This window comes from Novosphingobium acidiphilum DSM 19966 (assembly GCF_000429005.1).
Taxonomy (GTDB): Bacteria; Pseudomonadota; Alphaproteobacteria; order Sphingomonadales; family Sphingomonadaceae; genus Novosphingobium; species Novosphingobium acidiphilum.
Map to the genome: position 1 here is coordinate 17,540 of NZ_AUBA01000023.1, position 21,553 is coordinate 39,092.

A 21,553-nucleotide genomic window follows, 5' to 3' on the forward strand; every position below is an offset into this window, starting at 1 on the left:
ATGGAACTGGTTCGCCCGCGCGTGTGCAAGCCGTTGACCCGGCCGCAGATGTTTGCCGGGGTGACCTACAGCTTTTTCATCATCAACCTGATGATCACCACCGAAGTGTTTCTGATTACACGCACATTTCTTGCCTTGGGGATTGCGTTGGTGGTGCATGGCGCAGGTTACCTGGCGTGCCTGCGCGAACCGCGCGTGTTCGATCTGTGGCTGACCAAAGTGCAGCGCTGCCCGCGCGTGCCGGGCTGGCGCCACTGGGGATGCAATTCCTATGCCCCGTGATGGCGGGCCGCTGGCCGGATGGCGCGCGCGACAGGCCCGCGCCGGGGACCGCCTGCCTTATGCCCGGATGGATGGCAGCCATTGCGTCGTCTTGCGCGACGGATCGCTGCTGGTGGCGCTGCACGTGCCGGGCTGGCCTGCGCAAACCGCCGACGTGGCCGAAATCAATGCCCACGCTGCGCAGCGCGATGTGTGGCTGCGCGCCGGGCTTGATGCGCGGTTCGTGTTTGGCCACCATGTGGTGCGGCGGCGGGTTGCGCTGGATTTTCCCGGAACGTTCGACGATCCGATGTCGCGGCATATCGACGCGCGTTGGCGGGCCCGCATCGGCGAAGGGCAAATCTACGTCAATGACCAGTTCATCACGCTGTTGCGCCGCCCGGCGCGCGGCAAGACCGGCTGGATCGACGGCCTGCGCCGCCGCCTGCGCGGTGCCGAAACCGGCGTCGACCAGGGCGATCTGCGTGCGTTGATGGCGGCGGCGGCCGGGCTTGCCGCGGCAATGGCGCCGGCGGGCGCGCGCATATTGGGCGATTACGAGGGTGCGGGCGGCACCTGCAATGAAGTTCTGGAACTGCTGTCGTGCCTTTACAACGGCGAAATGCGCCCCGTGCGCCGCCCGGTCGAAGGCACCGACATCGGCCATATGCTGCCTTATGTGCGTGCCAGCTTCGGGCTGGACGCGCTGGAATTGCGCGGACCGGCCAGCCATGGCTTTGCCGCGCTGGTCAGCGTCAAGGACTATCCCGAGGCCACCGCGCCCGGCCTGATCGATCCGCTGCTGGCGACCGATACCGAACTTGTACTGACCGAAACCTGGGCGCCGACCGATCGCCAGATCGCGCGCGAACGCATCGATCTGGCGCTGCGCCGCCTGCGCGCCGCCGACGAGGATGCCATGGCCGAACGCGCCGAACTGCACGCCGCGCGCGATGCGCTGGGCATGGGCGCGGCAACCTATGGCGATCATCACCTGTCGGTGCTGGTGCGCGGCGATACGCTGCCCGCGCTCGATGCCGGGGTAACCGCGGTTGCAGGTGCGCTGTCCGAGGCCGGCGCAATTGCGGTGCGCGAAGATGTAAACCTGGAACCGGCATTCTGGGCGCAGTTTCCCGGCAACGAACAGTTCATCGTGCGCCGTGCGCTGATTTCCAGCGCCAACATGGCGTGCTTTGCCGCGTGCCACGGCCATGCGATGGGCCGTGCGCACGGCAACCACTGGGGCGATGCCGTCACCGTGTTGGCCACCACCGCCGCCACGCCGTGCTTTGTCAGCCTGCACCAGGGCGATCTGGGCAATTTTACGCTGATCGGCCCGTCGGGCAGCGGCAAGACCGTGGTGCTGAATTTCCTTGCCGCACAGGCGCAGCGCTTTGCCCCGCGCACGATCCTGTTCGACAAGGACCGCGGTGCCGAAGTGTTCATCCGCGCGATCGGCGGGCGGTACGAACGCATCGTGCCGGGCGCGCCAACCGGGTTCAATCCGCTGGCGTTGTCCGACGGCGCGGGTACACGCGCATTCCTGCGCGACTGGCTGGGCGTGCTGCTTGACGCGCGCGGGCCGGACGAGGCCGCGATTATCGCCGGCGCGGTCGATGCCGCATTTGCGCATGATCCGTCGCTGCGCCGCCTTGCGCATTTTCGTGAATTGCTGGCAGGCAGCCGCCGCCCGGTGCCCGGCGACCTGGCCAGCCGGCTCGATCCCTGGGTCACGGGAGGACCCCATGCCTGGCTGTTCGACAATCCGGTCGATGCGCTTGATCTGACGCAGCGCGTGCTCGGGTTCGACATGACCGCGCTGCTCGATGCCCCGGCGTTGCGCACCGCGACGATGATGTACCTGTTTCACCGCATCGAGGAACGGCTTGACGGCACCCCGACGATGATCCTGATTGACGAAGGTTGGAAGGCGCTGGACGATCCGGTGTTTGCCACACGCATCCGCGACTGGCTGAAAACGCTGCGCAAACGCAACGCGCTGGTCGGTTTTGCCACGCAGTCGGCGCGCGATGCGCTCGACAGCTCGATCGCCGCAGCACTGGTCGAACAGACCGCAACCATGATCTTTACCCCCAACCCCCGCGCGCGCGCCGAAGACTATTGCTCCGGGTTCGGCCTGTCCGAACACGAACTCGACATCGTGCGCAGTTTGCCGCCCGCGGGGCGGTGTTTCCTGTGGCGGCAGGGCGAACAGTCGGCCGTGCTGCGGCTCGATCTCGACGGCATGGGCGATCTGGTGACCGTGCTGTCGGGGCGCGAGACGACCGTGCGGCGGCTCGACAGCGTGCGCGACAGGCTGGGCGATGATCCGGCGGACTGGTACCCTGTCCTGACCGGTTCGGCCTGGCCGGGCGAGGCCGCTGCGATGGTCGAGGCTGCGGAATGACCGATTGTGCCAATCTGGTGGCGCAGGCGGGCAATGGCGTTGCCCCGACGCTGCAGGCGGTCGATTGCATGACCGCCAACGCCGGCGCGGGCAGCTTTGCACACCTGTTCGGCCCGGCCGGGGTCCTGGCGCCCGCGCTGACCGCGGCCCTGACGATCTATGTCGCCGCCTATGGCCTGGGGCTGATGACCGGGCGGGTGCGGCTGGGCCTGGGCGGGTTGTCGGGGCGGATGCTGGCGTTGGGGCTGGTGCTGGCGTTTTCGACCAGCTGGGCGGTCTATGGCCCGCTGGTTACGACGCTGGCCACGCGCGCGCCCGACGATCTGGCGGGTGCCATTCTGGGCACGCGCGGATCGGCCACCGCCACCTTTGCCGCACGCATCGATACGGTGTTTGCCGCGGTGAACGAGGCAACGCAGCGCGCCGCCGAGGACGAGGCCGAACGCAATGCCCAGGCCGCGGCCGCCGCACAGGCAACGCCGGGCCAAGTGGCTCCGGCGCCGGTCCGCGCCCCGTCGAGCCAGAACGCCGGGTTTGCGCCGGCCAGCGTGGCCTCGGCCGGGGCGATGATCCTGCTGTTGTCGACCGTCGGCGTGCTGGTGACATCCCGCATCGTGCTGGCGGCATTGCTGCTGACCGGTCCGGTGTTTGTCGTGATGGCGCTGTTTCCGATGGCGCGCGGGCTGTTTGCCGGGTGGGTTCGCACGGTGGCGCTGGCGGCATTTGCGCCGCTGCTGGTGGTGCTGGGCGGTGCGTTTTCGCTCGAGCTGGCGGTACCGGCGGTGTCGCGTCTGCTGGGCCCAGACGGGATCGATGGCAGTGCCGCGACCGGATTTTTCCTGATCGCCACGGTCCATGCCGCGCTGATGGTCATGGCCTTGCGCGCGATGTCCAGCCTGACCGCCGGGTGGAAACCCCGGGGACCGGCGCGGCCCTACCGGTTTACCCCCGGCGGCCCTGCCGATCCGGCCACCATGATCATGCCGATGCCTGCCCGATCAACCGCCTTCAGCAGCGCCACCGCCACCAGCCAGCGCGGTACCCAGGCGATGCCGGGCACGGCGCGCAGCACCAGCATGACCGCAATGACGGCATCGCGCGACGCCCGCACCATGCCCACCGCGCTGCCCGGCACCGACCGCGCGGCCGGTCCGCGCCGCGCTTCGGGCATTGGCAGCCGTTTCCGCCCCGCCTCTGTCCGTCAGGTGATCCGATGAGCCTGCTGCTTGCGCTTGTTCTGGCCCAGGCCGTCCCGGCATTGCCCGGCGATCCGCGGCTGGTCACCGTGCCCTATCGCGAAAACGCGGTGGTGCGGCTGATCGGGCGCGCCGGGGTGGAATCGACCATCCTGCTGGCCGATGACGAACATATCGAAAATGTCGCGATCGGCGATGCCAATGCCTGGCAGGTTACCCCCAACCGGCGCGCCAACATGCTGTTTCTCAAACCGCTGGGCCAGCGCGCGCGCACCAATCTGACGGTGGTAACCGATCACCACACGTATTTCTTCGATCTGGTTGCAGCACCCGGCGCGCGGGCGATCTATGGCCTGCATCTGGCTTATCCCGAGGTGCCGCACAAGGCCGAGGCACCACCCCCGCCCGCGCCGCTGACCGGAGAAGAAGCCGCGCTGATCCATGGCGAGGCGACAGCGGCACCGGTCGATCCGGCCAGGCTCGACACCGGGTTCGTGCTGCGCGGTGCGCATGATCTGTTGCCCGCACGGGTCTTTGCCGATGGCCATGATACGTATGTCGCCTGGCCCAAGGGCGTGGCGCTGCCCGCGGTGCTGGGTCGCGATGCGCGCGGCGGCGAAGGGCCGATCAATTATGCCATGCGCGACGACATGATCGTGATCGAGGGTGTTCCCGATACCGTGGTGCTGCGTACCGGCAAACGTGTCGCCACGATCGAACACCAGCATCAGACCCCGCAGGCCGCCACCCCATGACCGACAGCCCGCTTCGCCCCGCCCCGCGCCCGGCCCCGTTGCACGACGACGATCCGCGCCTGGGCCATCCCGATCACGACCTTGCGCTGCGCCATGTGCTGCCGGTGGTCGGTCGGCGGCGGCAGGGCACCGACACCGTGGTGCTGCTGCTGGGTACTGCGCTGGTCGGCGTGCTGGGGCTGGCCACGTTCTGGTCCATGAGCCACAGCCGCGCCGAACGCCCGGCAGCGGCCGCCAGCAGCGCCCCGGTGCAGCCCGTGCGCGGCTATGCCCCCGCGCCGATGCCGGCAATCCCGCCCGCCGCGATCACCCCGCTTGGCAATGTCCAGCCCCTGCCCCAGCCCGCGCTCGACACCGGACGCGGCGGCATGGCCAATACCGGCAATCCGCTGGCCACCCCCGCGCTGGTCTACAACGCGGGCCCGCCCGCGACCGCCGCCCCGGTGACCGAGCCGGCGCCCGCTCCCAAGCCGGCACCCGGTGCACCGCCTGCCAATGGTGGCGATGATTTTGCCGCGCGGCTGGGCGCCACCGGCAGCGGCGGCGCCACCGCAGCGGTGGCGCTGAACCCGCGCACCACGATTGCGCAAGGCACGCTGATCCCCGCCGTGCTGGAAACTGCGATCGACACCGACGTGCCGGGCTATGCCCGCGCGATCGTTTCGGCCGACGTGCGCAGTTTTGACGGCAGCCATGTGCTGGTGCCGCGCAGTTCGCGCTTGGTCGGGCAGTACAAGAGCGGGCTGCAGGCGGGCCAGCGGCGGGTCTATGTGATCTGGACCAGGCTGATCCGCCCCGATGGCGTGGCGGTGGCGCTGGGATCGCCCGGAACCGGGTTCAACGGCGAATCCGGACTGGGCGGCAAAGTGGATTCGCATTTCTTCGAACGGTTCGGATCGGCCATGCTGCTGACCGTGATGAGCGGGCTGAGCGCGATCGGCAGCAGCGGCACCAGTGTGGTGATCGCGGGCGGCGGGCAATCGGCCGCCGCTGCCGCCGTGGGCCAGACCGGCCAGATCGGCCCGACCATCCGCGTGCACCCGGGCGAGCCGATCCGCGTGTTCACCGCGCGCGACCTGGATTTTGCCGGCGTCGAAGCGCACTGAGCATGCCCGGTCCGACGCCCTTTCCGGCACCGGCGCCCGAACCGCGCAGCGTCTATCTCGACGCCTATCTGGCGCCGTTCCGGCCGTGGCTGGCCAGCCCCGGCGTCACCGAGATCCTGGTCAACCGGCCCGGCGAGATCTGGGTAGAGGATGCCGACTGGCCGGCGATGCGCCGCTTTGACGCACCGCACGTGACCGATGTCACAATGGCGCGGCTGGCCGAACAGGTGGCGCGCGTCACGCATCAGGCGATCAATCGCGAAAATCCGTTGCTGGCGGCAACCTTGCCCGCCGCGCTGGTGCCCGGCGGGGCGCGTATCCAGCTGTGCGGCCCGCCCGCCACCCGCGCGCACTGGGCGATGGCGATCCGGCGGCAACGGCTGCTCGATCTGTCGCTCGATGCCTATGACCACGGGCCACTGGCACCGCTGGCCGCGACCAGCATGCCCGATCCGATGGCCCGGCCGATCGCCGCGCTGCGCGCTGCAATTGCCGCGCGCCAGACGATCCTGATTTCGGGCGGCACCTCCACCGGCAAGACCACCTTTCTCAATGCCATGTTGCGCGAAATTCCGGCGCGCGAACGCATCGTGCTGGTCGAGGATACGCCCGAACTGACGCTGCCCGATCATGATGGACACGCTGCGAACGGCGTCGGGCTGATCGCGGTCAAGGGCGACCAGGGCGAAGCACGGGTAACCACGGACGATCTGGTGCAGGCGGCGCTGCGCCTGCGTCCCGATCGCATCGTGGTGGGCGAATTGCGCGGGCGCGAGGCGGTCAGTTTCCTGCGCGCAATCAACACCGGGCACCCGGGTTCGTTTTCGACGGTCCACGCCAATTCGCCGATCGGCGCGCTGGAACAGATCGGGCTGATGGTGATGCAGGCGGGCCTGGGCCTGTCGCGCCGCGAAACGCTGGCCTATGCCGCCAGCGTCATCGACTGGGTGGTGCAGCTTGACCGCAGCGGCGGGCAGCGGCGGATCAGCGCGATTGCGCAGACCCGCGCGCTGGTCGATCAGGCGCTGGCCTAGGACTGGCTCACGTCAACCGGCGTTGGGCCGATCATGCCCGTGGCCATGCGGTTCCTCGTGCCGTCCAGGTTGCGGGGCGTTGTGCGGCGCAGCCGCGCGCGGCGGCATGGGTTCTGTCGGGCGGGGCTGTGCGTGCATCTGCGGTTGCGGATTGGCGCGCGCTGCGGCCACCGGCGGGTGGTAGACCGGCGGGTGGTAGACATGCGCGGCAGGTTCTGTTGGGTGCGCGCGATAGGCCGGCTGCGCCGGTGCAACCGGATGCGCGCGATAGGTCGGCTGCGCCGGTGCAACCGGCACCGGTCGAAGCCCGGGTTGCCGACGCTGTTCGTCGGGTGCAAGGTGCGGATTGGCCACAGGCATCGGCCTGGCAGCGGGCCCCATGGTTGGTTGCGGCGGGGCATGGTGGCCGTTTGCGCCATGCAGCGCGCCGGCGACAATGCCGGCGGCCACGACACCGCCAACCACCGCGCCGGTGTGATCGCGATGGTCCGGCGCGGGCGGAGCCGATCCATCAGCCGCATAAAGTTGCGGCGGCGCACCCTGGAAACGCTGCTGCTGCCAGGTCACGAACTGCTGTGCGGCCTGCTGGTGCTGGGCGCGCACATCGTTCCACGGGGCCTGTTCCTCGCTCTGGTGGGCGCTGTTCCAGGCCGACCAGTCGGGGTTGTCGGCGATGTGGCGCTGCCACGCCATGCGCTGCGCCGATAGATCGGCACGCCGGTCGCTCCACGCATAGGCATTGACCGCCAGATGCGGGCCCGAATTTGCCCGGCTCCACAGGCGGTGTCCGCGCGCCAGATAGCGCCCGCCATATTGCACCGCGTCGCCGCCCGCGTTCAGATCGATCTGCACGCCGGCCAGGGTAAACACCGTAACCAGTGCACCGTTGTCATAGGCATAGGCATATTGCGGATCGCGCACGAGATAGGGCGTGTCGGACCCGGCGTCGTAATAATAGGTGCGATAGCCCCCGGCGACCGGTTCGCTGATCACCCGCGCGCCATCGCCCGTCGCCCAGGTCCAGGGGCGCACCCCGCCATCGTCAAAGCTGTAATCGGGCGGTGCATCCTCAACCGCGTCTTCCTGGTACAGCCCGCGATCGAGATAACGATACCCCGCGCGCCGGTCCGACAGGTGCGACACACGCACCGGCTGCCCGGCGGGCAAGGCCGTGACAGGCGGGGCCGAGGCCAGCGTTGCCGGTACGGTCGTGCTCAGCGGCAGCGCCACCGGCGGCGCAAGCGCGTCGGCGCTGCCCGTGGGCGCAGGCGTGCCGCCACCGTTGCACGCACCCAGCGCGCTGGTCAGCACAAGCGTGGCGGTCATCGACACAAGCGCGCGTCGGCGCGTTCCGGTTCCCGGCATGATTGGCACTCCTTGTTCCGTGCCCGGCCCGACGCGCATGGGGCGCGATGGCAGACCGGGTCAGACAGGCGGCCTGCCACAGCCAAGGTGACCGGGCGCTGAACCGCGCCGGGTCAAAGCGCCAGTGTCGCCCCGCGCGCGACAATCCGCGCCGTTCCGCCGATCCACACCGCATCGGTTTCAATCGTGACGGCGATATGCCCGTCGGCGCCGATGCATTGCCCCTGTCCCGCGGCATAGCCGGGCACCGCGGCATGGCCCGCGCCAACCAGATATTGCGCGACCGCGGCATTGAGGCTGCCGGTCACCGGGTCTTCTTTCAGGCGGCCATTGGCATCGGTGAAAAAGGCCCGCACTTCGAATTGCCGCTGCGCGCCATGCCCCCAGGCACCGACCAGCCCGACATCGGTCGGCACAGGCGCAGTCGCCACGGGCATTGCCGCCAGCACGGCCTGCGCGCTCGCCAGATGCAGCAATCGCCAGCCCGGGCCGTTGTCGCCGTGCACCGCCGCGATCACATCGGCCGGATCGACGCCTGCCACCCTTATGGCCTCGGCCCGCTCGACCGGGTCAAGCGGCCCGTGACGGCGCAAGGGTGGCGCGCGAAACGCAAGCGTTTCGCCCGCGACACGCACGTCGACCAGTCCCACCCCGCATTGCTGCACCGCCACGCCATGGCGCGCCGGTACCCCGCCCGCTGCCAGCCAGGCCGCCGCACTGCCCAGCGTAGGGTGCCCGGCAAACGGCAGTTCGCCCGCCGGATAGAATATCCGCACGTGGTAATCCGCAGCCGGATCGCTTGGCGGCAAAAGAAAGGTTGTTTCCGAAAAGCCCAGCCAGCGGGTCAGCGCCAGCATCTGCGCAGTGGTCAACGCATCGCCCCCGCGCACCACCGCCAGCGGATTGCCCGACAACGAACCGTTTGCAAAGACATCGATCAGATCAAGTTCCATGGCCGGCGCATAGCCCGGGCGCAGATGGTCGGCAACCATCGTGGCTTGCAAAGGATCGCCAAGTAAAGCAACGTTAGCGTCAGGTTACGCCGCCAATTCATGCTGGAAAGGTTGCTGCTGCCGATGTCGATGCTGTTGCTGGATGCTGCACTCAAACGCCTGATTCACCACGGCACCTTGACCCTGACCGAAGCCGGCGGACGCAAACGCGTCTATGGCAGCGCGACACCCGGCTGGCCCGATCTGGGCCTGGTGCTGCACGACAAGGGTGTGCCGGGCAAGATTGCGCGCAATCCCAGCCTGGGTTTTGCCGAGGCGTATATGGATTGCCGGCTGGATGTCGAAGGTGGCGACATCATGGAATTCATCGGCTTTGTGCGGCGCAACAACCCCTGGAACAGCGGGCGCGATCTCGACAATCTGGGCCTGATCGACAAAGCGCGGCTGGCAATTGTCGGTCGGTTGAACCGGATCAACGCGCGCGCTGCCAGCCGCCGCAACGTCGCGCATCACTATGACATCGACGATCGGCTGTACGATCTGTTCCTTGATCCAAATCGGCAATATTCGTGCGCCTACTGGGCCGACGGGATCACCACGCTGGAACAGGCGCAGATCGCCAAGATGAACCATATTGCAGCCAAGCTGGCATTGTCCCCGGGGCAAAGCGTGCTCGATATCGGCTGCGGCTGGGGTGGTCTGGCGATCCATCTGCACAAGGTATCGGGCGCCAAAGTCCACGGCATATCGCTCAGCAAGGAACAGATCGGTTATGCCAGGGCCTGGGCACAGCGCGAAGGCGTGGCCGACGCGGTGACCTTCAGCCTGACCGATTTTCGCGATGTCGAAGGCAAATATGACCGGATCGTGTCGGTGGGCATGTTCGAACATGTCGGCACGCGCAATTTTCCGGCGTTTTTCCGCCAGGTGCACAACCGGCTGGCGTCCGATGGCGTGATGCTGCTGCACACCATCGGCCGGGCAGCACCCCCGGCGGTAACCGATGATTTCACGCGCAAATACATTTTTCCGGGCGGCTATATCCCCTCGTTGTCCGAAACCATCGCGGCAATCGAACCGTGCAAGCTGATGCTGGCCGATTGCGAAGTGCTGCGCCGCCATTACGCACCGACGCTGCGCGCGTGGTATGACCGATGCGTGGCGCAGCACGACCGCATCGTCGAACTGTTCGATGAACGGTTCTACCGGATGTGGCTGTTTTACCTGGTGGGTGCCGCCACCGGCTTTGAACATGCCAGTCTGGTCAATTTCCAGCTGCAACTGGTGCGCGACCGCGATGCCGTGCCGATCACGCGCGATTACATCCAGGCGACCGAGGACCGGCTGAACGCAGGCCCCCATGGGCTGGGCATGGTGCCACGCCTGCGTGAAGCAGCGCTTGCGTGACGCAGCGTCTTGTTGCGCTGCACCCCAAATGCATCCAGTTCGGGCAGACCCCGGGTTTTTGAAATTATGTCAATTTTGTCAGGATGTTGTCACCCATCTAGGGCTTTTTCCCTAGGCATTGCACGGGGCTGTCGGTCCAAAGTCCAGTGATCTGGAGATGCCCTAAGGCAAAGTCCCTGTTTCATTGCCGTTGCGTCACCATGACGAGGCCGGGGTTATGCCGGTTTCGAACCGGTGCAGCGGCATCAGTGCGACAGGCGGATTGGCCATAGCTCCGGAGGGTTGCACAGGGCATGGGGTGTCCTGGCAGCTGCTATCCGTCGGGAACCGTCATGCGGCATTCCCGACCCGCTGTCCCGAACAGGCAAAGGGCCCGATCCGGCAAGGGAACGGCCTGGCGCCGTCGTGCATGATGGCCGGTGCACAGGTTCGAAGCCCGGACAGATTGGCCAAATGTGGGGCGCAGCGCCTGTCCGGGCCATCGCGCGGTGGTCCGGACAGGGCGGCAGTGTCATGCGGCCGGCGCCACCATGGTGTGCAGACGTTCGGCCAGCGCCAGGTAATAGGCGGCGATTGCGGCCAGCGCCCGATCGCCCAGCACAAATGGCGCATGGCGCGCCTGATCGGCAGGATCATCGCCCATTGTCGCCAGCGCCAGATCGGCGCGCGGGCGGCTGCCCGCCTCGGCCGGGGCGTCGCCCGTGGCCAGCGCGCGGATCCGGCCGATCGCGCGCAGGCGCGGGGCGTCAAGCGCAAACGCCTGGCGCAACACGCCATTGCGGCCCAGCCGCATCGCGGCGTCGCCTTCGCGCACATAGACAGCGCGGGTGCCATGCGGTGGCGCCAGCGCTGCGTTGGCGGCATCGACCATCAGCACCAGAAACCGATCGAGTTCCTTGAGGCAATTGCACGCGCGGCGCACCGCGATCACCGGCGGCAGGGCGAGCCGGTGATGATCGGCACCGCGCGCGATCAGAAACCGGCAGCCTGCCACCATGTCGGTGTACGCCGCATCAAAGGCATCGAGATCTGCCCCGGCAAACGGTCCAAACCGGCCCGGGCGCAGCGCCGCAGTCTGACCGGTCAGGCGATCAGGCAAAACCGGCGTCCACAGCCTGGGTGCGGGTATGGCAGGGCATCGATCACGCTCCAGTGCAAGCAGGGGTCTGCAACGGTCCCCCGGTCGCCAGCGTCTCGAACGAAATGCCGACTTGGCCACCTGCCGTACACATCCAGCCCGCCATCGTCCAACCCCTTGTTGCGCCGCGGCAGACCGGCCAGGGCTTGCACCGCGTGGTGCTGCGGGTATCATCGGCCATGATGACCCGCAAATTCGCGCTGCTCGCCCCGCTTGTCCTGGCTTTGCCAACCCCCGCGTTTGCCGGGCTGTCGGGGATCGAACAGACCCTGGTCACCCAGGCGGACACCGATACCCCCCTGGCGATCGGCCTGCTGGAACGGCTGGTTGCGCAAAACAGCGGCACCCGCAATATTGCCGGCGTCAAGAAAGTGCGCGATCTGGTTGAACCCGAACTGGCCGCACTTGGCTTTGCCACGCGCTGGGTGCCGATGGATGCGGTGCATCGGGCAGGCCATCTGATCGCGACGCACAAAGGTCGGCCCGGCACCACGCGCATGCTGCTGATCGGGCATCTCGATACTGTGTTCGAACCCGCGTCGCCATTCCAGACCGCAACGCGCGAAGGCGATATCCTGCACGGACCCGGCGCATCGGATGACAAGGGCGGCGTGGTGGTGATGATCGCGGCGCTGCGCGCGATGAAAACGGTCGGCACGCTGGCGCACGCCAATATCGAGGTGGTGCTGACCGGCGATGAAGAGGCGGCGGGTGATCCGATCAGCGTGTCGCGCGCCGATCTGATCGAGGCGGCGCACCACGCCGATGTCGCGCTGGATTTCGAAGGCTTGTCGGTGCAGAACGGTCAGGACTACGGATCGATCGCGCGGCGCTCGGCGGGCAGCTATACCATCACGGCCACGGGCAAATCATCGCATTCGGGCCAGATCTTTGCCCCGGGCGTGGGCGATGGTGCGGTTTATGAACTGGCGCGGATCATCACCGCGTTTCACGACCAGCTGCCCGAACCCGATCTGACCTTCAACATCGGGCTGATGGCGGGCGGCGCGACCGTTACCATGGCCCCTGACGAGGCACAGATCGGCGCCACCGGCAAAACCAATATCGTGCCCCCGATCGCCATGGCCAGCGGCGATTTCCGTGCACTGACCGAAAGTCAGATCGACCGGGTCAAAGACCGGATGATCGCCATCGTCGCACGCCACCTGCCCCAGACGGACGCGCAGATCGTGTTTCACGAGGCCTATCCGCCGATGGCCCCGACACCCGGCAATCAGGCGCTGCTCGACCGGTTGAACGCGATCAACACCGATCTGAACCTGCCTGTCATGCCCGCGCTCGATCCGCTGAAACGCGGTGCTGGCGATATCAGCTTTGTCGCCCGGTATGTCGACGGTCTGGTCGGCCTGGGGCCCAGCAGCCGGGGCGATCATACGCCGGAAGAACGCGTCGACCTGTCGAGCTTTCCCCGCCAGATCAAGCGCGCGGCACTGCTGATGACACGATTGAGCAAGGAAACATCGCGTCATTAACTCGCTTTTGCGCAGATGGCGTGCTAGGCGCCCGACAACCGGCCCTTGTGGTGGCCGGATGCGCAACGCCTCGCGCTGATATGGGCGGAAGGGTTTCAAGACAACTACATGGCAGGATACAAGGAACCGGCTTTTCAGGATCGGGTCGCAGCCGCCGCAAAGGCGCGTGAAGCCGCACTGGCCCGGTTGAAAGCAAAACCGCCGATCGATCCGGCAGTGGTCGCCGAACGCATCGAAAAGGAACGCGCGCGCGAAGTCGCCGCTGCCGAACGTGCCGCGCAGCGCGCCGCCGAGCGTGCCGAACGCGCCGCCGAAGCCGAACTGGCCAAGGCCAAGGCCCTGGCCGCGATCGTGCCGCCGCCGACCGAGGCCGAACGCAAGGCCGCCCGCGACGCCAAATATGCCGCACGCAAGGCGCGCAAGTCATCGTAGAGGCCGGCACCCCGCCCGCCCCGCCCGAGCGCATCACGCTCGACGGCCATGATGAAATTGCGACCGCGCGCGTACCCGATGGCGCGCTGTTGCGGCTGGTCCAGCGCGGCGATGCGTTCACCATCCTGCTCGATCGCACCGAACTGATGAGCACGCGCGCCAGCGCCTCGGAAGAGGCGCTGGCCACGCTGACCTGGGAACGGCTGGTCGGACGCCCCGCGCCCGAAATGCTGATCGGCGGCTACGGCATGGGTTATACCTTGCGGGCGGCGCTGTCGGTGTTGCCCGCCGACGCCTGCGTCACGCTGGCCGAACTGGTGCCCGAAATCATCCAGTGGGCGCGTGGCCCGATGCACCGTCTGACCGACGGATGCCTCGATGATCCGCGGGTACAACTGGTTACCGACGATGTCGCCATGCTGATCGATGCCGCGCACGAAGGCTATGATGCCATCCTGCTCGATGTCGACAACGGGCCCGAAGGGATCACCCGCCGGATCAACGACCATCTCTACACCGACGAAGGTGTGCAGGCGGCGCGCAACGCGCTGAAGCCCGGCGGCGTTCTGGCGGTATGGTCGGCCTGGCCCGACCGCGAATTCACCGTGCGTCTGGTCGAGGCCGGCTTCAACGTGACCGAGACGGTGGTGCGCGAACAGGCCGATGGCGAAGGCGACAACCACCTGATCTGGTTTGCACAACGGCCCTATCGTCCGCTCTGACCACGCCGCGCGCGCGACCGCGCCGTGCCCGCCCGCGCCCGGCCACGGTGTGTGGCCGCGTTGCGCCGTCGCCTTGCGTCGCGTGCCCGGCCCTGATACCCGCGCGCCCACATCCCTTGCGCCCCACTTCCAGCGGAGTCGTCCATGTCCGATATCAAGCGGGTCGTTCTTGCCTATTCCGGCGGGCTCGACACCTCTGTCATCCTCAAATGGCTGCAGGTCACCTACAATTGCGAAGTGGTGACATTCACCGCCGATCTGGGCCAGGGTGAAGAGCTGGAACCCGCGCGCGCCAAGGCGCAGCTGATGGGGATCAGGCCCGAACACATCTATATCGACGACTTGCGCGAAGAATTCGTGCGCGATTTCGTGTTTCCGATGATGCGCGCCAATGCGCGCTACGAAGGCGACTATCTGCTGGGCACATCGATCGCGCGCCCGCTGATTTCCAAGCGGCTGATCGAGATTGCGCGCGAAACCGGCGCCGACGCCGTGGCCCATGGCGCCACCGGCAAAGGCAATGACCAGGTGCGTTTCGAGCTGTCGGCCTATGCGCTTGATCCGGGTATCAAGGTGATTGCGCCGTGGCGCGAATGGGACCTGACCAGCCGTACCGCGCTGATCGCCTGGGCCGAGGCGCACCAGGTGCCGGTGCCGACCGACAAGCGCGGCGAAAGCCCGTTTTCGACCGATGCCAACCTGCTGCACACCTCGTCCGAAGGCAAAGTGCTGGAAGACCCCTGGGCCGAAGTGCCCGACTATGTGTTCTCGCGCACGGTCAACCCCGAAGACGCGCCGGACCAGGCCGAATACATCACCATCGATTTTGAAAAGGGCGATGGGGTGGCGGTCAATGGCCAGGCGATGAGCCCGGCCACGCTGCTGGCCGCGCTCAACGACTATGGTCGCAAGCATGGCATCGGGCGGCTCGATCTGGTGGAAAACCGCTATGTCGGCATGAAGAGCCGCGGGATGTACGAAACGCCGGGTGGCACGATCTATGCCATCGCGCATCGCGGCATCGAATCGATCACGCTCGATCGCGGCGCAGCCCATCTCAAGGATGAGCTGATGCCCAAATATGCCGAACTGATCTACAATGGCTTCTGGTTCGCGCCCGAACGCGAAATGCTGCAGGCTGCGATCGACCACAGCCAGGCCAAAGTGAACGGCACCGTGCGGCTGAAGCTGTACAAGGGCCAGGCCTATGTGGTGGGGCGCAAGTCGCCCGACAGCCTGTATTCCGAACGCCATGTCACGTTTGAAGACGATGCCGGCGCCTATGACCAGAAGGATGCGGCCGGGTTCATTAAATTGAACGCGCTGCGCCTGCGCCTGCTCGCCCAGCGCGACCGCTGATCGGGCAAAAAGCCCTCCCCGCAAACGGGAGGGCTTTTTTGCAGGCGAGAATTTTCAAATCACCGTCAAACACTTGTCCAGTTGTCCACCGCGAACATGCCGGCCTGTGGATAACTTTGCTGAAAATATCTTGATCGACTCGCCTTCGAAGCGCAGCCTTGGGACATCGAGCAAGCGGAATGGCGCTGAAACAACCAGACCAAGTGTCTGATTGCACAAGCAAAAAATCGCTCTCGATCCGACCATTTGCATATCCATTTTCACAATCCGGACCTGCACGGGTGCCTCGCGGCGACCCCGGGCATTGGCGAGGTGCGCGATGGGGGCAACGGGCGGAAATAGGGTATCTGCCGAATGACAACGAACGCGGCATTGCGCCTTGCCCAACCCATCGGAGCAATCCATGGGCCCAGGTCAATGCCACGGTCCGGTGCCGATCAGACGATGCCCGAGCCTGATCCTGCTGCGTGCGGGATTTCGTCTGGCCCAGGCCCCATCCGGGGCCAAAGCCAGGAGCGATGTCATACAAAGCAAGGTTCAGGTTATATCCGTCGGCGCGGCGATGGGTTGCAGCCTTGCGCGAAAGCGCAGGACGGCAGGACACGCGTGCTTTGACAGCCGGGCCAGCGCGGCCTGTTCCTGCGGGGACGGTCCGCATGGCCGATCATCGCCCGCCTGCCCCCCGCGGCAGGCACGGCGCAAATGCGCAGGCGCAGCGCCCGAAACGGTGCTGCAGGGGGGATGATCGCAAGGTCAGCCGGGGCGGCAAAGGCGGATGGCAGTGGGGGCCGGCGGCAACGCCGGCCCCCATTTCATGTCTGCCCGTTCACACCAGATCGGCAGGCACCAGCGGATAGGCTGCTTCAACCGCGCCCAGCGCGTCGCGCAACGGGCCAAGGTGGGGTTCGAATTGCCGCCAGTGATCAACCCCGTCGGTAAAGATCGGCTGGCGCACCTGTTCCGAACTGGCGGTGCGCACCGCGCGGCGGTTGCGATAGAACGCCAGGCATTCCTCTTCAAACGGCACGCCGACATGATCGAGCAGGCGGCGCACCTGCCCTTCGGTATCGGCCACCATGTCTTCATAGATCACCCGGTGCACCGCACCCGGCGCTTCGCGATCGAACGCCGCCATCTGCGCGACATAGGCGCGGTAATAGCGGCCGATTTCCGCCAGATCATAGCTGAACAGCTGGCCGCGTGCGAAAAACTGCTTCCACCCTGAAAAGCAGCAGCCCATCGGATGGCGCCGCGCGTCGATTATCGTCGCGTTGGGCAGGATCAGCCGGATCAGTCCGGCATACATCCAGTTGTTGGGCATCTTGTCGATAAAGCGCGGCTTGCCCTCTTTGCGATGGACGCGCGTGCGATCAAGATATTCCTGCCCCAGCCGCGTCAGATCGGCCGGCGCAAGCGACCGTACGACATCGGCAAAACTTGCAAATTCTCCGTCTTCCACACGCGAATGCAGGCGGTCGCCGATCATCATCAGATCGGGCAGTTCCATCGTGCCTTCGATCTGCGAATGGCTCGACAGGATCTGTTCGACCAGCGTCGATCCGGCGCGTGGCAGGCCGACGATGAATATCGGATCGTGGTCGGGGCATCCCTGCCCCGCCCGGCTGGCCAGGAACGGCGCCGCAAACAGCGCGGCGTGTTCTTGCGCGCCATTCAGGATGCGCGCCTCGTCATAATCGACGCCTTTGCGCCGCAGCGCATTGCCGCGCGCGTAATGGGCAAAGCTTTCGCCCACATCGCCTGCATCCTCATAGGCCTTGCCCAGCGCGAAATGCAGCTGGCTGGCCTGTTCGTCGTCCTCCACCGTATCCTGCACGGCGGTCATCGCGGCAATGTCGTCAGGCCCCAGCTTGACCGTCTTGAGATTGGCCAGGCTCCACCAGGCCTCGCCCAGCGCGGGATCGTGGTCCAGCGCGTGCCGATAGGCGGCAATGCAATCGGCCTGGTTGCCCAGCGTCTTTTCGACATGCCCCAGGTTCAGCCACACGCGCGGATTGCCCAGGCCACGCGCGATCAGATCGCGATAGATCGCCGCCGCCGCGTCCTGTTCGCCCAGCCGCACCTGCAACGACGCCTTGAGCAGCGCGTGCCCGGGATTGTCGGGTTCATCGTCAAGCAGGATCGTGGCGTGGTCAAGCGCACCCGCCACGTCGTGGCCCATCTGTACGATCCGGACCAGCAGTTCGCGCGCCGCGCCAAACCCCGGTGCAATATCCAGTGTGCGCTTCAACAGCTCGACCGCTTCGCTCATCTGGCCCTGCCGCCATGCCACTTCGCCGCGCAGCCGCATCGCCGCCGCGTCGCGCGGCATCAGCCGCATGCGTTCGTCGAGCAGCGCCTCGGCCGCGGCAAAGTCCTTGGCGTGCATCGCCATCGCCGCCTTGACCAGGATCGGATCGCGGGCAGAGGCCGCCACGCCGCGCAATTCGGCCCGCCGCGCATCGCGTTCGCGCCCCGCCGCACGCAGCGCCACCGGCAACGCATGCCACGCCGCCAGCAGATCGGGCTTCAGCGCCACCGCCCGTTCCAGCGCGATCACCGCAAGATCATGTTCGCCAAGGCCACCGTGGACCATCGCCAGTTCGAACGCGGTCAGCGCCGATCGCGGCTGTTCGGCGCTCAACCGGGTCAGCACCGCGCGCGCTGCGGGCAGATCGCCCAGCGTGTGCAGCGCCTGGCCTTCGATCAGGATGGCCTGCGGATGCCCGGGTACGGCATTCAGGATCTCGCGCGTTTGCGCCAGCGCCAGGCGGGGATCACGACCCAGCATCGCGGCGGCATGGGCCAGTGCAGCATCAAGGGAAACGGTCCTTTCCTGTGCTGCATGGGGGTCTGCCATGGTCCGTACGCTCCTGCCCGGGGGTCAATTATGCGCCAACACCTGCGCCAACCGCCCCCGATTGTCGAGTCCTGCGCCCGCGCCCGATTGCCCCGCGGGCCACCCTTTTTGCGCGCCCGGGCGCAAGGCCGTTGACACTTTTTCCGGCTTTGACACATTCGCAGCCGGACACGCGCACCGACGTCGGGCGCCAATCCGATGGGGATTTTGTTTTGCCAGATTGCCGCCCCGTGCGGGGCAACGGTCGCCGGGTATCGCCGGCGGGCGGGCGCGTTTGTGCGTGCAAGCGGGTGAAAAACTGCCCCGGGGTCGCACACAAGGAACAGGGGACCGACATGACACAGGCCGCAATTTCGTCGCACGCGCCGGCCCGCAGCGCTCGGCGCGGCCTTGCCGCCATACTGGCGTCGACCATGCTGTCGGGCACGTTTGCACTGATCCCGGGCCTGGCGCACGCCGATCAGGCGGCGCCCGAGCCCGCGCCGCAGCCCGCCGGGAATACGGCGCTGGGCGAAATCGTGGTAACCGCCACGCACAAGTCTGAAAGCCTGCAGAAGGTTCCGATCAGCCTGCAGGCCTTCGATGCGGCCAAGCTGGAACAGAACCACGTCGCCAGTTTCGCCGACTATGCCAATATGCTGCCCTCGGTCTCGTTTGAAACGCTGGGCCCCGGCCGCAGCGAACCCTTTTTCCGCGGCATTTCGGTCAGCGGCGGGCAGGCCTCGACGGTTGGCATGTATCTGGATGATATGCCGATCACCTCGACCGGCAACAATCCCGAAGTGCACATCTATGATGTCGAACGCGTCGAAGCGCTGTCGGGGCCGCAGGGCACGCTGTTTGGGGCCAGTTCGCTCGCCGGCACGATCCGCATCATCACCGCCAAGCCCAAATTCGACAAGATCGAGGCGGGCATGGACGTGCAGGTCGACAAATTCGGCAAAGGCCATGCCGGCGGCACCGTTGAAGGTTTTGTCAACCTGCCGATCACGTCGAACCTGGCGATCCGCCTGATGGCATTTTATGACAAGACCGGCGGCTATATCAACAACACCCACGGCGTGTACCATTACCAATCGGTGCCGATCACCATCGACAACGCCGCGCTGGTGCAGAACGCCTACAACCCCGACGAGGAATATGGCGGCCGTGCATCGCTCAGTTGGGAAGTGGCACCCGACTGGACCATCACGCCCGAGATCACCTATCAATACCTGAACGCGCAAGGCAGCTACAACTTTGACCCGCGCGTCGGCGATCTGGCGGTGCACGATTACAGCCCGACGTATCTCAAAGACCATTGGTATCAGGCCGAACTTGCCATCCATGGGCACATTGGGGATTTCGACGTGGTCTCGGCCACCGGCTATTTTTCGCGGACCAATTCCAACGCGAATGATTATACCTATTATTCGGTCACTTATGACCAGCTTGTCGCTGCGGGCAAAGTGGGCAACTACTATTCCAATTTCACCGACAAGAACGGCAATTTCATCAACCCGACGCAGCAGTATTTCGGCCACGAGCACGACACCAAGTTTACCCAGGAAACCCGGCTGAGCACCCCCAGATCCTGGCCGGTCCAGGTAACGCTGGGCGGGTTCTATCAATACCAGGGCCTGGCCTATGACGATGATTATTATATACCGGGGCTTAGCACGGCGTTGAACACGGGCGTGCCCGACACGTATCCGCCGTTTTCGCCCGCGCTGAACGGGGTCTATTCGACCGACGTCTATTACCTGGTCGAAGAAAACCGTCACTTCAAGGACGGGGCCGCGTTTGCCGAAGGCAATGTCACCATCACGCCCACGCTCAAGGCGACCGGCGGCATCCGCTATTTCGTGTCGGACAACGGCACCTACGGGTTTGCCGGCACGTGGAGCAGCGCCGACAATGCGGCCAAGGCGACGCAGGCCAACGGCACACCGGGCTGCTGGAACGAAGATCCCGGCGTCCTTTATGGCAAGTTCATCCACCCCACGCGGTTAAGCTGCATCAACACCAACACGCAGTACCACCAGACCGGCCAAACCCACAAACTCAGCCTGACCTGGCAGTTCGAGCCGTCCAAAATGGTTTATGCCACGTATTCGACCGGGTTCCGCCCCGGCGGTGGCAACCGGCTGGCCAATGCCGGACCGTACAAGGCGGACACGCTGGCCAATTTCGAACTGGGCTGGAAAACCACCTGGGGCAACACCTTGCGCTGGAACGGCGCGGTCTATTACGAAAAATGGAAAGGCATCCAGTATGTCGTGATCCCCGCCGGTACCCAGGGCGCCGGGGTTACGGTGAATGCCGGCGATGCGCGCGTCTATGGCATCGAAACCGATGTGGAATGGAAACCGGTCAACGGCCTGACCCTGTCGGCCAATGGCGCCTATAACGATGCCAGGCTGACGTCGAACTTCTGCGATCTGGTGTCGAACAAGGATCTGGAACTGTTGCCGACCTGTTCGACCTACGGGGTGGACCTTGCCGCCGCCAAGGGCACCCGCCTGCCGCGCCAGCCCCGCTTCAAAACCAATGCCACCGCACGCTATGATTTCCCCGCGGGCGCAACCAGGGCCTTCCTCCAGGGCCAGATCCTGCACCAGTCGGGCAGCACGTCCGACCTCGACGTGTCGAACGATGCGCTGCTGGGTGATACCGAGGGCTTTACCACGTTCAACTTTTCGGCGGGCACCACGATCAGGGGTGTGTCAATCGAGGCGTTTATCGAAAACGCCTTCGACTCACGCGGGATTTTGTCAAAGAACACGTTCTGTTCGATCCAGTACTGTTCCGGATCGTCGCGCAGCTATCCCACCAAACCACAGTTCTTCGGCCTGAAGGCGGCGTTCAAATATTGATCAGCCACGCCACACGCCAACTGTCAGAAAGGGGCCTTAACAGCCCCTTTTTTTACACGCGCGTCAGCGTTATGCCGCAGCGCACAATGCATTACGGGGCCAGGCTGACCAATGTGGTGCCCCCGCCGATCCGGCTTTCGCACATTGCAGCTGGCCGTGATGAACACGGGCGTCAACGGAATCGTGCGCAACGATTCGGCGGCTTCGAACCCC

The 21,553-nt window shown here is 66.0% G+C and carries 17 protein-coding genes; 12 read left to right on the forward strand and 5 right to left on the reverse strand.

The window, feature by feature from the left end:
* The 6 genes from G404_RS0115940 to virB11 are packed head-to-tail and all read left to right on the forward strand — an operon-like array spanning position 1 to position 6,759.
* Positions 1–282, forward strand: a complete 282-nt coding sequence (locus G404_RS0115940) for a VirB3 family type IV secretion system protein (protein WP_028641965.1) — start codon at positions 1–3, stop codon at positions 280–282.
* Entirely contained in the window at positions 272–2,668 is a 2,397-nt protein-coding gene (locus tag G404_RS0115945; RefSeq protein ID WP_028641966.1) for a VirB4 family type IV secretion/conjugal transfer ATPase, read from the forward strand. The genes G404_RS0115940 and G404_RS0115945 overlap by 11 nt, the downstream gene beginning before the upstream one ends.
* Positions 2,665–3,885, forward strand: coding sequence for a TrbL/VirB6 family protein (locus G404_RS0115950; protein ID WP_028641967.1), 1,221 nt, complete (start codon positions 2,665–2,667; stop codon positions 3,883–3,885). Before G404_RS0115945 ends, G404_RS0115950 begins: the two co-directional genes overlap by 4 nt.
* Entirely contained in the window at positions 3,882–4,619 is a 738-nt protein-coding gene (locus G404_RS19415; RefSeq protein ID WP_036521744.1) for a TrbG/VirB9 family P-type conjugative transfer protein, read from the forward strand. The genes G404_RS0115950 and G404_RS19415 overlap by 4 nt, the downstream gene beginning before the upstream one ends.
* The gene (locus G404_RS19420; RefSeq protein WP_051280853.1) at positions 4,616–5,725 is read left to right on the forward strand and encodes a TrbI/VirB10 family protein; all 1,110 of its coding nucleotides are present in this window, start codon (positions 4,616–4,618) and stop codon (positions 5,723–5,725) included. The genes G404_RS19415 and G404_RS19420 overlap by 4 nt, the downstream gene beginning before the upstream one ends.
* A gap of 2 nt (positions 5,726–5,727) precedes the next feature.
* Positions 5,728–6,759, forward strand: a complete 1,032-nt coding sequence (virB11, locus tag G404_RS0115965; RefSeq protein WP_028641968.1) for a P-type DNA transfer ATPase VirB11 — start codon at positions 5,728–5,730, stop codon at positions 6,757–6,759.
* A gap of 12 nt (positions 6,760–6,771) precedes the next feature.
* Here virB11 and G404_RS0115970 read toward each other — a convergent pair whose 3' ends face one another.
* Positions 6,772–8,124 (reverse strand): hypothetical protein, encoded by a 1,353-nt coding sequence (locus G404_RS0115970; protein WP_169719724.1) that lies wholly within the window; start codon positions 8,122–8,124, stop codon positions 6,772–6,774.
* A gap of 113 nt (positions 8,125–8,237) precedes the next feature.
* A complete protein-coding gene (locus G404_RS0115975; RefSeq protein WP_028641970.1) occupies positions 8,238–9,077 on the reverse strand; it encodes a PhzF family phenazine biosynthesis protein in 840 nt (279 codons plus the stop codon).
* A gap of 129 nt (positions 9,078–9,206) precedes the next feature.
* On the opposite strand from G404_RS0115975, the gene G404_RS19425 reads away from it, so the two are divergent.
* Positions 9,207–10,484 carry an SAM-dependent methyltransferase gene (locus G404_RS19425; protein ID WP_051280864.1) on the forward strand — a complete coding sequence of 426 codons (1,278 nt, stop codon included), beginning with the start codon at positions 9,207–9,209 and terminating at the stop codon, positions 10,482–10,484.
* Between the two features lie 511 nt (positions 10,485–10,995).
* Here the strand turns inward: G404_RS19425 and G404_RS0115985 are convergent.
* Positions 10,996–11,583 carry a hypothetical protein gene (locus tag G404_RS0115985; RefSeq protein WP_051280856.1) on the reverse strand — a complete coding sequence of 196 codons (588 nt, stop codon included), beginning with the start codon at positions 11,581–11,583 and terminating at the stop codon, positions 10,996–10,998.
* Positions 11,584–11,804: 221 nt separating this feature from the next.
* Here G404_RS0115985 and G404_RS0115990 point away from each other — a divergent pair, with 221 nt between their 5' ends.
* From G404_RS0115990 to G404_RS0116005, 4 genes are all read left to right on the forward strand, one after another.
* On the forward strand, positions 11,805–13,115 hold the full coding sequence (locus G404_RS0115990; RefSeq protein WP_028641972.1) for a M20/M25/M40 family metallo-hydrolase: 1,311 nt from the start codon (positions 11,805–11,807) through the stop codon (positions 13,113–13,115).
* A gap of 108 nt (positions 13,116–13,223) precedes the next feature.
* Positions 13,224–13,547 carry a DUF6481 family protein gene (locus tag G404_RS0115995; protein WP_028641973.1) on the forward strand — a complete coding sequence of 108 codons (324 nt, stop codon included), beginning with the start codon at positions 13,224–13,226 and terminating at the stop codon, positions 13,545–13,547.
* Between the two features lie 89 nt (positions 13,548–13,636).
* Complete coding sequence (locus G404_RS0116000; protein WP_342663726.1) at positions 13,637–14,269, forward strand: spermidine synthase; 633 nt, start codon at positions 13,637–13,639, stop codon at positions 14,267–14,269.
* 144 nt (positions 14,270–14,413) lie between these two features.
* Positions 14,414–15,628, forward strand: a complete 1,215-nt coding sequence (locus G404_RS0116005; RefSeq protein ID WP_028641975.1) for an argininosuccinate synthase — start codon at positions 14,414–14,416, stop codon at positions 15,626–15,628.
* A 54-nt stretch (positions 15,629–15,682) separates the two neighbouring features.
* Here the strand turns inward: G404_RS0116005 and G404_RS20430 are convergent, their stop codons facing one another.
* Together G404_RS20430 and G404_RS0116010 are read right to left on the reverse strand one after the other, a co-directional pair.
* Positions 15,683–16,033 carry a hypothetical protein gene (locus G404_RS20430; protein WP_156906336.1) on the reverse strand — a complete coding sequence of 117 codons (351 nt, stop codon included), beginning with the start codon at positions 16,031–16,033 and terminating at the stop codon, positions 15,683–15,685.
* A gap of 421 nt (positions 16,034–16,454) precedes the next feature.
* Entirely contained in the window at positions 16,455–18,485 is a 2,031-nt protein-coding gene (locus G404_RS0116010; RefSeq protein ID WP_028641976.1) for a tetratricopeptide repeat-containing sulfotransferase family protein, read from the reverse strand.
* A gap of 335 nt (positions 18,486–18,820) precedes the next feature.
* On the opposite strand from G404_RS0116010, the gene G404_RS0116015 reads away from it, so the two are divergent.
* Entirely contained in the window at positions 18,821–21,340 is a 2,520-nt protein-coding gene (locus G404_RS0116015) for a TonB-dependent receptor (RefSeq protein ID WP_036521768.1), read from the forward strand.
* Positions 21,341–21,553 lie beyond the last annotated feature (213 nt).

Coding starts and splice junctions, on each gene's coding strand:
- G404_RS0115940 (WP_028641965.1), top strand. CDS start 1: ATGGAACTGGTTCGCCCGCGCGTGTGCAAGCCGTTGACCCGGCCGCAG.
- G404_RS0115945 (WP_028641966.1), top strand. CDS start 272: ATGCCCCGTGATGGCGGGCCGCTGGCCGGATGGCGCGCGCGACAGGCC.
- G404_RS0115950 (WP_028641967.1), top strand. CDS start 2,665: ATGACCGATTGTGCCAATCTGGTGGCGCAGGCGGGCAATGGCGTTGCC.
- G404_RS19415 (WP_036521744.1), top strand. CDS start 3,882: ATGAGCCTGCTGCTTGCGCTTGTTCTGGCCCAGGCCGTCCCGGCATTG.
- G404_RS19420 (WP_051280853.1), top strand. CDS start 4,616: ATGACCGACAGCCCGCTTCGCCCCGCCCCGCGCCCGGCCCCGTTGCAC.
- virB11 (WP_028641968.1), top strand. CDS start 5,728: ATGCCCGGTCCGACGCCCTTTCCGGCACCGGCGCCCGAACCGCGCAGC.
- G404_RS0115970 (WP_169719724.1), bottom strand. CDS start 8,124: ATGCCGGGAACCGGAACGCGCCGACGCGCGCTTGTGTCGATGACCGCC.
- G404_RS0115975 (WP_028641970.1), bottom strand. CDS start 9,077: ATGGAACTTGATCTGATCGATGTCTTTGCAAACGGTTCGTTGTCGGGC.
- G404_RS19425 (WP_051280864.1), top strand. CDS start 9,207: ATGCTGTTGCTGGATGCTGCACTCAAACGCCTGATTCACCACGGCACC.
- G404_RS0115990 (WP_028641972.1), top strand. CDS start 11,805: ATGACCCGCAAATTCGCGCTGCTCGCCCCGCTTGTCCTGGCTTTGCCA.
- G404_RS0115995 (WP_028641973.1), top strand. CDS start 13,224: ATGGCAGGATACAAGGAACCGGCTTTTCAGGATCGGGTCGCAGCCGCC.
- G404_RS0116005 (WP_028641975.1), top strand. CDS start 14,414: ATGTCCGATATCAAGCGGGTCGTTCTTGCCTATTCCGGCGGGCTCGAC.
- G404_RS20430 (WP_156906336.1), bottom strand. CDS start 16,033: ATGGATTGCTCCGATGGGTTGGGCAAGGCGCAATGCCGCGTTCGTTGT.
- G404_RS0116010 (WP_028641976.1), bottom strand. CDS start 18,485: ATGGCAGACCCCCATGCAGCACAGGAAAGGACCGTTTCCCTTGATGCT.
- G404_RS0116015 (WP_036521768.1), top strand. CDS start 18,821: ATGACACAGGCCGCAATTTCGTCGCACGCGCCGGCCCGCAGCGCTCGG.